A 12,560-nucleotide genomic window follows, 5' to 3' on the forward strand; every position below is an offset into this window, starting at 1 on the left:
CAAATGAAACCGATGATTGCCGTTTCAAATCTAAGGCTTTCCGGTGCAGATTCCATTGAAGCCTACCTCGAAGAACGATCTTTTGACAGGTTATGTGAACAGGCTCGTTTAGTGGTCTTTGACTGGGAAAGTTTCCGGAGGAAATCGTTATGTTAATGAATAATTCGGAGTGGAAAAAATGAAAAAAATTTCAATCATGAATCAAAAAGGCGGTGTAGGCAAAAGTATGCTAGCCAGCCAATTTGCCTTTTATTGCGCTCTTAAACTCAATCTTCACGTTCTCTTTGTGGACTTAGACCAGCAAGGGAATTCGACCAAAGTTTTACGCTCCAGCGGCTTGGCAAAACAATCCGCCAAGACTGCCGGCCAGTTGATTTACAACGGTGGAACAATTCCAGAAAAGGACGAATTCCTCATCGTCGGTGCTGACCCGTTATTGGCTCATTTGGAATCGGAAGGTAAGGCAAGTTATAACAAATTCATTAAAAATTTTTATCTCACGCTTAACGAAATAAAGGAAAATTACGACGTTTGCATTTTTGATACCAGTCCTACTCCGGATGTTCGGGCTGTCTGCGCCTTAGCCTTATCAGATTACGCCATCAGTCCAATAGAACTAAATCAAGAAGCTTTGGACGGAGTCCAGGCCTTGTACAAAGATATTGAAAAAGTGCAGGCGATCAATCCCGAGCTCAATTTTTTGGGTTTGCTGCCTAATCGCGTAGTGAGCAATCCGTTTCAGAAAGAAAACTTACGAGACTTGGTTTTGGCATACGGCAAGATCTTGCTTAAAGGCTCCGACGGCAAAGCCGTCTGTATTCCCTCCCGTTCCGCAATTTCCGAGGCGCAGGCTCAAGGGCGTCCGGTCTGGACAGGAGATAAAAGCACTGCCGAAAAAGTTTGGCGCGAAATACGGCGCGTTTTTGAGGCCTTGGCACAAGCTATGTGTCTGGAATCAAGAGCTGTAGAGATTATTAAGGAGGAGTAAATGGCTTTAGATTTATCAGGACTATCCGGGTTAACGGAAAGTTTCGCTGACGGAAAACCAGTCAGAAAAATTCTCGATATTGATATTTCATTGATTTCTCCTGATCCTTTGCAGCCGCGAAAAGAGTTTAACGAAGACAAGTTGCAGGATCTGGCTGCAAGTATCGGAGAATATGGTCTTATTCAGCCGATTGTGGTTAGGAAACAAGGCGAAGGTTACGTCATCGTGGCCGGTGAAAGACGGTATCGAGCCTGCCAAATTCTCGGCAAGGAATCTGTCAGCTGTATCTTGCAAGAAAAGGAAGATCCATTGGCACTTTCCTATATTCAAATTACAGAAAATATCAAGCGGGAGAACCTTTCGGTCTCTGAGCTCGCTGAATCTATTTGCTTGTTACTTCAGAATGGAGAACTTCAATCTTCAATAGCTCAAAAACTCGGACTTTCAAAGTCTTTAATCTCGGAATATGCCTCCTGGAAGGATGCTCCTGAATTCTTGAAAATCGCGGTAAAGGAAAAGAGAATAGAAAGTATTCAGGCCGTAGCTGAGCTTTTTAGAAAATGGAAGAAAGCCCCGGTTCCGGTTGAAGACTATGTAAGGTCTGCTGAAAAAATTACTCGTAAACAAGCGGAAAGATTTGAACCTTCGGAAGAAGTAGCAAAAAAAATCACAGAAGAAGAGACGGAAAATAGTTTCACCGGTGAAACTTCTACAGAACCTGATGAAGAAAATTTTAATGATCCGATCGCACAGAAGGACTTTCTTGAAACCGAAGAGTCTTTGTCTCACGAACAAAACGAAGAATTAAAAGATGGACAAGGCGAATATTTAGATAAGAAGACTATTGCCGAAAAGTCTCATGCTGAGAACGAGGAGTTATTCCCAGGGGCAAAGATTGATGAATCTTGCTACCAGCCTCTGGAAGATGAAAATAATATAGACAACGAGCAAGAAGAGAATGCAGAGGAAGCATTTAAAGAAAGCCCTAGTGAGGACTCTTTTGATGATGTTGATCCATCCGTAGAAAGTTTCCCGGACGAAGAAGAGAAAGAGCAGCTCTATAAAAAACCGATAATTTTTTGTCTTGTTGACGGAAGGGAATGTGAACTTCTTTATAAACGAAAAGCTTCAGACGGTATTGTCTGTGTAAAATTTGAAGACGGATCAGAGCAAGAAGTAATTGCAGAGAAAGTACAACTTAATCGTATTTGTGAATCTTAACCCTCCATAGTTAATAGAGAGACCCTCCCTTTGGTTGCCTCGGAATTTTTCCGAGGTATTTTTTTATTTTTCGACTGACTCGCCTTGTCTCTCTACATAGGCATTCAAAGCAAAGTTTTTTCTCCCGGATGCTTCCATCAGTGCTGTTTCTCAACAGTGCTGATTGAAACACCAGATCCTTTTCCCGAGGAGGAGAAAAATGAATCACGTCTATAAAAAAGTATGGAACAAAGTTCGCGGATGCTTTGTGGCCGTCTCGGAAGCGATGAGTAGCGCTTGCCAAAATGCCGGTAAAGCACTGCTAATTTCTGTGGCTTTTGCTCCTTTCTTTGTCTCAAGTAACGTTAACGCTCTGGAGGTATTGAGCGGAGACGTCGGGACAAATCAAATCAGAAGCCAAAATAGATACGGCGCCCTCAATGACAATGTAACCGTCAATGGAAACCTCTACCATTCTGCGTCTCAGGGGCCCCAATATTTGTATATCGGCTGCACCAATCGCAGCGACGAAACTTTTCTGGACATAACCTTGACTGTCAACGGAGACTTCACCGTGGCAAACGATGGTTGGATTTCTATAGCGCAAAATAATCAGGGCTCAACTCCGGCAAAAGGAACTTTGATTGTTAATGGAAACATGAACGTTAACGGGACGGTTAATGTTGGAGACCGCTCAACTTACCATAATTCGTCCAGCGAGGCTCATGTTACCGTTGCTGATACGCTTACTGTTGGGGCCAGTGGCGTTTTCCAGAACAATTCCGACAATATCTACGGCCCAATCAATCTTAATTCTGAAATGAATATCGCCAATATTCGAAACAGCGGTATTTTCAGAATGCTCGGAGGTCAGTCCGTTGTTGGAAACTTCGGGAATCTCTACCAAGAAGCGGGGACTTTTCAGCAAACCGCCAACAACATTTACCACTTCTCAGGCGCCGTGCGCTTAAACGGGGGCAGCCTCGATACGGCTGATTCCATTGTCATCGGCCAAAAAATCGGGAAGTTTTCAATTGGAGACTCATTGATCCTCTCTGGCGGAGCTTTAGCGAACCGGGCGCTTATTACGCAGAAAGCAGGAAACTTTGTTGTTGAAAAAGGCAGTTACAGCATCGAAACAATTAACAAAGAGAACGGCGCCATAAGTAATGCCGGAACGCTTTCAGTATCGAACTTTAACCAGAGCAACGGGACAGCGTCAAACTCCGGAAATTTGACGATCGGCAATGCCAATCTTGGCGGCTCTCTGAGTAACACCGGGACGTTAACCGTGACCGGGACGGTCACAAGCAGAGGCAATTTAACTTCTACTGGTACGCTGAACAACCGGGGAAGCTGGACGGAAACCGCACACTATGCAATTTCAGGCGCTCTCAACAACAGCGGTGCAGTGAACTTCCAAAACGGATTTGAATTTGCCGCTAATGGACGTCTGAACTCGTCCGGCACGCTTCAGACGAATAATGCGGCCAATGTTTTTGATTCACTTGGCAGCCAAGGTCAAACCGCTCTATCGACGGTTAGTCTGCAAGCGGTTCTGCCTGAAGAAACTAAAACTGCCTTGACTGACCTTTTTCGGCATTACGTTCCGGGAAGCGTTGCTCAAAGCTTAATTGACCATGCAACGTTTACCGGCGGAAAAGTGATCGTGACCGGCGTCAATCTCACGACGACGCAGCGAGACGATTTGGTCCAGGCATTCAAAGCAAAGTTTGGAAGCCAAACGACCCTTGAGTTCCAAGGCACGATAGCCGGCGTTTCACATGATGATAAATTAAACACCCAAAAAGTTAATGAGCTTTATGACAATGTTGCCTCTCTCAGAGACGTAACAATCCTGAGCCACAATTTAGAGGGAGAAGGTAAAGCCGTCGAAATCGGCGAAAACGGCGTCAAGCATTCAGCCGGTTTTAAAGGCATTAACGAAGCAGCCTCTATTAGCGTTAAAGACGGCAAGACTCTTGAACTTGTCGGTGAAAAAGGCGAGAACACAAACTTTGTCATGACAGCGGTAAATACCGTTGTGGACGGACTTTCCAAACTTGTGTTCGGCTCTAAAGGACTGAACGAGACTTACTCCGGGAAAGCTGCTGAAGTACAGCTGACAGAAACGAACGCTTCTCTGTTGGCTGCCGCCGGTATGTACGAAGTACAAAAAGTTTCCGGCTCGGGATCGGTGGAAGTTGATCAAGGCGCAAAGCTTACTGTAAACAGCGCAGAACATAGCGGTGATCTGAATGTCAAAGGAACTCTGAGCGTTAAAGGAGACGCAAACTTTGGTCATGCACAGTTAGCGTCCGACTCCGTTTTGGATAACTCCTCTGCCCTTCACTTTGCCTCTATCGCAGAGACGAACGGCGCTGTTTATAACCAGACCGGAGGCTCTATTCAGTCCGACTCGGGTTGGTTTGAAAACGCTACTCTCAATATTAGCGGCGGCCGCTTAGACGGTTCCCTGATTAAAGATTCAGAAGGCAATGCTGCCGGTCTGGGGAACAATACGATCAATATCAGCGGCTCCGGCAAAAACCCGATTATTGTCACAACCGACCCGGCCGAAAGCAAAAAAGGCTGGAAGGATCATTTAACGGTTGTCTATGCGCCTGAGCTTACCAGCGAGACGAAAGTCAACATTTACTCCGGCGGCGTCCTGCAAGCCGATAAACTGAATTTTGACGGTACTACAGAAAATACTGTCGTATTAGCCGGCGGAGCTCTGGAAACCAAACTCGATCAAGTATTCAATGATGTTAAGCGAGATTTGCTGACGATTGACGGCTCGGATTCGAGCGGCCAAATCGGAGTTCCTACGCACGTCCTAGGTGCTACCAGTGTCGGTTCTCTGAAAGAGGATGTTAAAGTTGCCGTGCAAGGCGGCAGCGGGCTGGTTGTTTTCAACGATGACTATTTGAAGATGTCCGGCATTGTTCAAGCCATGCAGCATTTTGCAGCGGAAGCTGAAAATCCGGGCAATATTAATCCTGATGATCCGAGCTCTCCGGCGGATACCTCCGGCGCGCTCTATTTAGCCTTTACAGGTCAGGTTGACGGGAAACTGACGGTTGATTTAGCTAATCAGTTTGATACTGAGCAAACCGAAGGAGGTACTTTAACCGGTGTTGTTCTGAGCCACACCAAGCTTTATAACGAATCCGCCGGGGATCCGGACGGAAAAAATAAAGACTTGGTTATCGGCTTTAATGAACACAATCACGAGAACTCAAACGTTATTGATGTCAATAACGGCATCGGGTTCCTCAGTGTCGAAGGCGCGAACGAAGTCCATATTGAAAACGGCAAAGAGTTTTCCTTAGTCGGCCATCACGATGATGACGATATAAGAACCGATGAAGAGCGCAACAATGTCCATAGTGTGCCGGACAGCGTTCTCTTTAATGAAAACACGGCGCTGATCAAAAATGACAACAATGACGGCGGTCATGTTGAAGTCTCGGGCAAATTTACTTACGGATCTTTCGCCTCTCACACACCTACGATCGGATGGATCGGCAGCATTCTCGTTCACGAAAGCGGCAATGTCGAGGCCAAAAACGGTGAATATGCGGTATGGGATATTGAAAACAACGGCCTGATCCATGTCGACAAGGGATCGATTCTGCACTCCCACAATTACACCGGAAACGGTGATTGGGTCAATGACGGTCAAATCTGGCTCGGAAACCACCACAGCGGTCAAGTAGCTGATAAAGACCACATTCCATTTGAAATCAAAGGGAAATTCATCAATAACGAAGGAGCAATCTTCAGCTCTGCCAATAAGACAAACCTTATTGTCAGCAATGAGCTGACAAACGCCGGTACGGGCCTCTATTCTCTGCTGACCGTATCTGACGGCGGTTTATCAAACAACAAAGGAGAAGAAAGCGGCAAAGCAATTGATGTTCAAGAAGGAGGAAAACACGTCAATGAAGGCAGCTCTTTCTTCAAGAAAGTTTCAGTTGCCGGCCTGATCCAGAACTTCAAGGATTTCGTCATCGGAAGCGATTCTTCAACCTCCGCTCTTGACGATCCTGATGCCGATACCGATACAGATCAAAAAGCTTTCGAAGTGGCTGCCGGAGGCCGATTCGAAAACAAGGGAAATTTAACAGCTTCGGCTATCCAAACCTCTCAAATTGCCGGTGCGTTAGACAACACCGGAGTGGCCAATTACAACGACATGGTTATTGCCGATACTGGTTCTTCAACCACCTCCAATTACGAAAAAGGAGAATGGCTGACGGTTAACGGCTCTCACAGCAACAGCAAGGTTTCAATTTGGAACCGCATTGATGTTGCAAAGACCGGTAAACAAGAAAATTCCGGTTCTTTGGATGTGGGCTCGAGCTTTAACGTGGCAGGAGAATTTGTCAATACTGCCACCGGAACGCTTGACGCATCCAAAGTTGAGAATACCGAAGTCAGCGGCACGCTCGATAACGCCGGTCAGGCTCAGTACAAAGACATGACAATTCATGCCGGTGGAAATTCAATTAACAGCGGCTATGAGAAAGGAGAATGGCTCAAGATTGAAGAAGGCGGCTCTCACTCCAATTCCGGCACTTCTATTTGGAACAAACTCAATATTGCCGGCAGCTTCAACAACGAAAAAGGCGGCAGCTTAGATGCCACTAAAGTCGAAAATACTGAGGTCACCGGCAATCTGACGAACAACGGAATCGCCAATTACGACGATATGACAATCAAAGACGGCGGTGTCTCCGACAACAAAGTCTATGAGAAAGGTGATATTAAGACGGTCGGCGAAGGCGGTACTCATAAGAATTCCGGCATATCCATTTGGAATGAAATCAAGATTGACGGCGGTGATTTTGAAAACACCGGAAAGACTGATACCGACAAACTGACTATTGACGACGGGAAAGTCGAAATCGGAGGCGGAGAACTGAATGCCAAAGATACTGACTTAAACGGCGGAGATTTGGTCATTGGCAACGATAAGCCGTTAGCCGATGAAAACAAGGCTCAGGTCGAATTTAAGACCGACAGCAAACCGATTGACACCAATATCTATGTTAAAAACAACGGCGATTTAGGACTGGGTGAGGATGCACTTGATTTTGCAGACGTCGTCCAAGCGCTGAGAATTCCTGATGTACCCTCTCGCCTTGTCGTGACCGAACCGGTTGTGACCGGTCCGGGAGGCGGTATTGCCGTCGGACCGGAAGTCTGGACAAGCGAAGATGATCACGTTCAGATCGGAAACGGAGATTTGTATTTTGCAGACGGCAGCTACACGGTTATTAAAGCTCCGGTCGCAGCAAATACTCCCATCTTTACGACCACAAGCGACATAGCCAAAGTAACGGTGGAACCGGGAGCAACTTTAGTTCTCGGCGCCCTCGAAGAACCGAGAGACTACTCAATTGTCAGCGGCTTTAACACGACGGGCAATGAAGACGATACAGGCTGGATCGGCGGCTGGATCGCTAAAGACAATCTTCAGGCATTAGCCCAACCCGGCACCGGGTTGGAGTGGATTTTGACGCTGCACAACGATCCGAAGAATATCTGGGTCAATGCACAGCTCGCTGACGTCAGAACGCTGTACCCGGACATTGTCATTCCAAACAATGTGAATAAAGCCCTCAACGGCCCCTGCGATGGCGGAGCCGATGAGCAGCTGATCTGCAAGATCCTCAAGGACAAGACAGCCGGACGTGATCTGAAGACGAAGCTATTGAATTCTGTCGTGATGATCGGTCAAGCGAGCGGAGCCTTGTCTATCACGAATGACTTAGCTGACAATGCAACGGACTCAGTTGAAAAGCACCTCTCCTTCCGTGATTACGGCTACTCAAACGGTTATCTGAAGGATTACTCAGGTCTGCATTTGTGGGCTGATATTCTGGGAACGCATCTGAAGACGAAGTCTTTAGACGGAGCCGGAAATATGACCGGAGGCTACAAGGCTTACGCCGGAGGGCTGATCCTCGGTGCTGACCATCAGTTTGAAGCCATGCCGTCTGTAAGAGTCGGTTTTGCGGCTTCCTTCCAGAAAGGTAAAGCTGATTCCCTCGGTGATTACATCGACACCAAGAACAAGTTCAGTCAGTGGATGCTGCACGGCTATGTTGCTAAAGACTTTGGCAATGATCTTAACTGGATTAGTTCTGTCAATGTCGGCCAGAACGTCAGCAAAGCTTCGCAAGGGCTGCCTTCTTGGTCTGGTTTCAGCAAAGCGGACGCTCGAATCAAAAATACCGTTGCCAATGTCGCCACAAAGTTGGAGAAGAATCTCAAGCTCACAGACAACTTCCAAGTGATTCCTCATGTCGGTGCCCGTTGGCTGCGCACTCATATTCAAGGCCACACAACCAAGCTCAACGGTCAAAAAGCCTTTAGCTATGGCCAGACTTCCACGAACTTGCTGCAACTCCCGGTTGGAGTCGGAGTTCAAGGCGAAGCGTATTTCGGAAGCTGGACAGTCCGTCCGCAAGCAGATCTGACTCTTACCTACAACATTGGAAATCTGAAGAACACGACCAAGGTCTCCGGTGTTTCTATCGGTGAAATGGACTCAATCACCAATGAGTTTGCCGGACGTTTCGCGTCCAAGGTACAGGCCGGATTCCAAGTTGAAAGAGGCAATGCCACAGCCGGACTCCAGTTCGGTTTGACCAAAGGTTCAGCCGGGAAATTAGATACCGGTATCAAGCTTGAAGGCAGATACCGCTTCTAAAGAAAACCCTTTGCGGGGCGCTCACGGGTGCCCTGCAAGGAATTCAAAACACTAGAAAAAGGTACTCATATGCATACGACCCAACAAAATCCAAACACTAAAAAAAGCGTTGAAATTCTTGCCCGCAACACCCGTGAGGCGATGGTCAGAGACAAATACGCCTCCGGCACTGAAGAGGCTAAAAAATGGGGCTTTGTTGAGAACACTTGGGAGGACAAGCAATTTCAAGAAGCAGATTGGAACGCCTTTGTAGAAAAAGCAATGGAAGGTGATCCGTGGGAGGGGCACGATGGCAAACAAGCATTTTGAAGAGTTTGCTCAGGACTGCGCAAATAAATTGGCCTCCCAAATCGAAGCCGGGAAAGCTCCATGGGAACTCGGAGGAGTGCCTGCTGCTTATCCTGTGGACGCCATTAGCGGGAAACCTCTGCAAGGCATCACGGCGCTGCAACTGATGGTCAGAGAAAAAACATCAGGCTTTGAAGACAACCGCTGGCTGACTCCCTCTCAAATTGCAGTTTTAGGTGCAAGTGTAAAGAAAGGAGCCAGAGGAGTTCCGAGCGTTGGCTGGAATCAAGGATTAGAGGGAGAATTCAAACCTACCAAGATCCCACAAACGTATTACAACGTTGAACAATGTGAGAACTTCAAAAGACCTCTTCCTGAACTTTTGCCTATTGAGCAGCAGCCCAAGGCTCAGTTCGAAGACATGTGTGCTCTGCTTGGCTATACAAACAAAGGCAGTGTATGGGAAAGCGGCGTTAGTGCCTATGTCAACGGGCGTGACGAGCTTATCCTAGCTCAGAGAAGTTCTTATGAACCCGGCGGCAGAGATCCAGATAAAAAATATGAGTTGTCCCAGCTCCGTGCGGCTCTGGACGGAATCCGCGCAATCACAGACGCGAGAGTTTACGATAACTTTCAGGGGTTGCTAGAGAGCAAACACACCGACAAAGAAACTTCGTATTTCCTGCGTGAAAATTTAGCCAGAGCATTCATGCAGTCCCACATCGGCAGCAAATTACCGAGAAATCAGAATGACTTCACTACGGAAGAAATTATTGAACAGAATAAAGACATAGCTGATCTTATTCGATCTCATCCAAGTATTCTGTTTGAGGCCGCCGCGGATGCCTCTAAGGTCGTCAACCACACTATTGAAAAAAGCGAGCAAAAATACATCCTTGTTGATTTCGAGCGGCAAGAAGTTAAACGATTGACTGCCGCTCAAAGCAGAGACTATGTCGCTCAGGAACTCAATCAATTAAAACTGTCCGGGACAATCCTCCACGACCCCGATTTTCGAGAGCTGCAAACAAATCTGCATAAACAGGGGTATTTTAATCCGTACCAAACATTAACTAAGCCGCTTTATCCCGATCAAAAATCGGAGGATTCTCTTTGCAGAAAGATTAACCACTGCGGTTTTGCATTTGTTGAAGAGAATCGACTCACCAAAGACAAAGAAAACTTGTCTTACGAGAGCTTAAATCTCCTAAATTTAACTCATGCTCGAAGTCCTCGTTTGGGGAGCCTGACTGAAGATGCCTTTAAACAATCTTTAATCGAGAATGGAATTGGATTTACAAAGAAACAGATTGAAGAGCAACTGAACAAATTCGACAAAACTGCTCAAGCAGATACTTCAGATGCGTTGGCTCTGTGGGACACGCTTTCTTATGACAGGCGCAGAGGGCAAAACGATATTGTTACGCGAGTGAGTTGTTTGGTTGTCAATTATGACACCAACCGCATTGAACAAACGACAATAGAAAACGCTGTCTCAAGTGCTTTAAAACTTATTGAAAACTGGGCAGAAAAGACGCCTACCCTCTTCGATCGCCATCGCCAAAAGCTTTTGTCTCAATTCGGAAAGTTTAAAGAAGAGAGAGATGACAGGCATCTGACTCGAAACAATGACCTACCCCTTTTCGGAACAATTGCTCTGGAAAAAGAGATAGCTCTTTGCGATCAATTCTTAAATCCTGCTCGTTCGGGAGGAAACGACCGTAACGGCAACGTTGTGCTTAGGGATTTAGATCACAAAGGCTTGATAATTTGCCGCTCTGCCAAAGAGCTCCTGGAAGCCAGTTCTTGGCAGGGAACAGCACTGGAAGCTCAAGCCGAAGCAATTATTCAAAAAACCGGACTAGACGTTGACAAAGCAAAAGAACTGTGTGCGCCCCGGAATGTTCAAGAAGCACAGCAGCGCTTTAATGATTTCTGCTGCGCCCAGAAAACTTTTTATTCAGTAGAAACAGTTCGCCGTCAGAGATCTGAAGAACAAACCATCAGACAGATTTTGCAGGGCGCCTCCCCAGAAAAGGTTCAAGAGATCAAAGAATTGATCAAAGCGGAAATTGAGCGTATCGCCAAGAGCAGTCAAAAAAACGTTCAGAAAAACGAAGTGATTCAACCGGTACGGACACAGTCCGGTATGGAGCGGTAACTATGGGATGGAAGATGACTAAAGAAGCTGCTTTAAAAAGGCAAAAAGCCGAACGTCTGTTCGAGGAAGGATTTGGGCCCCTGAAGGTTTCTCGCGAACTTGAAGTGAATTTTTATATCGTCCGCGACTGGAAAACAGCTTGGAAAAACAAAGTCGAAAAACGCAACCAAGGCAACACACCTCTTAACCGAACGATTGCCTCCAGTTTATTTAGTTTCGGATACGGCTACAGAACTGTGGGAAAAATGCTCAACCTTTCCAGCATTTGGCTCAGTCGGGACTGGGCCAGACAGCATCGCAAGCTTTCAATCGTGCAAGCAAGGAAAATTAAGAGGAGCAAAAAATAATGGACAAGAAGATAGCTCTACCTCTTTACTTTCTTGAAGAGTTCGCTGTGAGACCCGAGTCTCGACAAGATCAAGGCGTCTCCTTCAATTCTGTATATCAAGAGCCAGTCAGAGGACAGATGAAGTTCATGGTGCGGCACCCAATGCCCTACCAAAGGATGGTCTTTCCATTTGGAATCAAGGCATTGATTCTGGATTTGACCGAGAACTGTATCAAGGATCTCCATATTTTTCCCGGATTTCCTTGCTCGTTTCAAGTCCTTCTTAAAAGCAGAGGTTATTTTGATGCGCATTCTTCAGCAATTTCCTTGTCTACTTCTTTGAGAAGTTCTGCAAAAGAAGAATATGTCTTTAATTCCTCCGGCTTCTCATTCATCGCTTCAATAGTCTCCTTGCTAGGGACGTATGTACTAAAGGGAATGTCTCGCTCATTGACCAGTTTGGTCAAGGTCATTCGCACCAAGTCGGATATAGAAAGACCCATTGCGGAGAGGATTTCGCTGGCTTCCAGTTTCAATTCTTTGTCGAGTCGAACCCGGATAAAAGAATCTGCGGTACTCATAAAAGCTCCTTTTAAAGAATGCCTACATTGTAGCACCAATATAAAAAAACTAATCTTCGGATTTCTTGCGCTGCTGCCGCTTTTTTGTCAGGCCGATGACTTCGGAGAGTTAGCCAAACGCTGTGCCCCGTCTGTTGCAGAGGATACGCTGAGAGCCATCGTTAAAACCGAGTCCGGTTTTAATCCCTATGCCATCGGAGTAGTTAACGGCAAAGTTAAGCAGCCAAGGGCCTACCACGAAGCAATGAGCACCATTGCCGAGCTGGAGCTTTCCGGCGCGGATTATTCCG

The 12,560-nt window shown here is 46.5% G+C and carries 9 protein-coding genes; 6 read left to right on the forward strand and 3 right to left on the reverse strand.

All coding sequences use genetic code 11. The annotated features are described in order from the left end of the window. Window positions 1-178 precede the first annotated feature (178 nt). The 6 genes from HMPREF9439_RS09900 to HMPREF9439_RS09925 all read left to right on the forward strand — a co-directional run bounded on the left by HMPREF9439_RS09900 (window position 179) and on the right by HMPREF9439_RS09925 (window position 11,708). A complete protein-coding gene (locus HMPREF9439_RS09900) occupies window positions 179-988 on the forward strand; it encodes a ParA family protein (protein WP_008864745.1) in 810 nt (269 codons plus the stop codon). Continuing rightward, the gene (locus HMPREF9439_RS09905) at window positions 989-2,209 is read left to right on the forward strand and encodes a ParB/RepB/Spo0J family partition protein (RefSeq protein WP_008864746.1); all 1,221 of its coding nucleotides are present in this window, start codon (window positions 989-991) and stop codon (window positions 2,207-2,209) included. Window positions 2,210-2,408: 199 nt separating this feature from the next. Next, window positions 2,409-8,912, forward strand: coding sequence for an autotransporter domain-containing protein (locus tag HMPREF9439_RS09910; RefSeq protein ID WP_008864747.1), 6,504 nt, complete (start codon window positions 2,409-2,411; stop codon window positions 8,910-8,912). 69 nt (window positions 8,913-8,981) lie between these two features. After that, window positions 8,982-9,221, forward strand: a complete 240-nt coding sequence (locus HMPREF9439_RS09915; RefSeq protein WP_008864748.1) for a hypothetical protein — start codon at window positions 8,982-8,984, stop codon at window positions 9,219-9,221. Beyond that, entirely contained in the window at window positions 9,202-11,361 is a 2,160-nt protein-coding gene (locus tag HMPREF9439_RS09920; protein WP_008864749.1) for an ArdC-like ssDNA-binding domain-containing protein, read from the forward strand. Before HMPREF9439_RS09915 ends, HMPREF9439_RS09920 begins: the two co-directional genes overlap by 20 nt. A 2-nt stretch (window positions 11,362-11,363) precedes the next feature. Then, window positions 11,364-11,708 carry a hypothetical protein gene (locus tag HMPREF9439_RS09925; protein WP_008864750.1) on the forward strand — a complete coding sequence of 115 codons (345 nt, stop codon included), beginning with the start codon at window positions 11,364-11,366 and terminating at the stop codon, window positions 11,706-11,708. Window positions 11,709-11,725: 17 nt separating this feature from the next. On the opposite strand, the gene HMPREF9439_RS09930 is transcribed toward HMPREF9439_RS09925, so the two are convergent. From HMPREF9439_RS09930 to HMPREF9439_RS13590, 3 genes are all read right to left on the reverse strand, one after another. Next, on the reverse strand, window positions 11,726-12,001 hold the full coding sequence (locus HMPREF9439_RS09930; protein ID WP_040603601.1) for a type II toxin-antitoxin system YafQ family toxin: 276 nt from the start codon (window positions 11,999-12,001) through the stop codon (window positions 11,726-11,728). Further along, window positions 11,986-12,270: a type II toxin-antitoxin system RelB/DinJ family antitoxin gene (locus tag HMPREF9439_RS09935; RefSeq protein ID WP_040603603.1), complete on the reverse strand. Its 285-nt coding sequence runs from the start codon at window positions 12,268-12,270 to the stop codon at window positions 11,986-11,988. The genes HMPREF9439_RS09930 and HMPREF9439_RS09935 overlap by 16 nt, the downstream gene beginning before the upstream one ends. Window positions 12,271-12,379: 109 nt before the next feature. Beyond that, window positions 12,380-12,560: hypothetical protein (locus HMPREF9439_RS13590; protein WP_342340374.1), on the reverse strand; the 181-nt coding region annotated here is incomplete at its 5' end.

It is taken from the genome of Parasutterella excrementihominis YIT 11859 (genome assembly GCF_000205025.1).
GTDB classification, from domain to species: domain Bacteria; phylum Pseudomonadota; class Gammaproteobacteria; order Burkholderiales; family Burkholderiaceae_F; genus Parasutterella; species Parasutterella excrementihominis.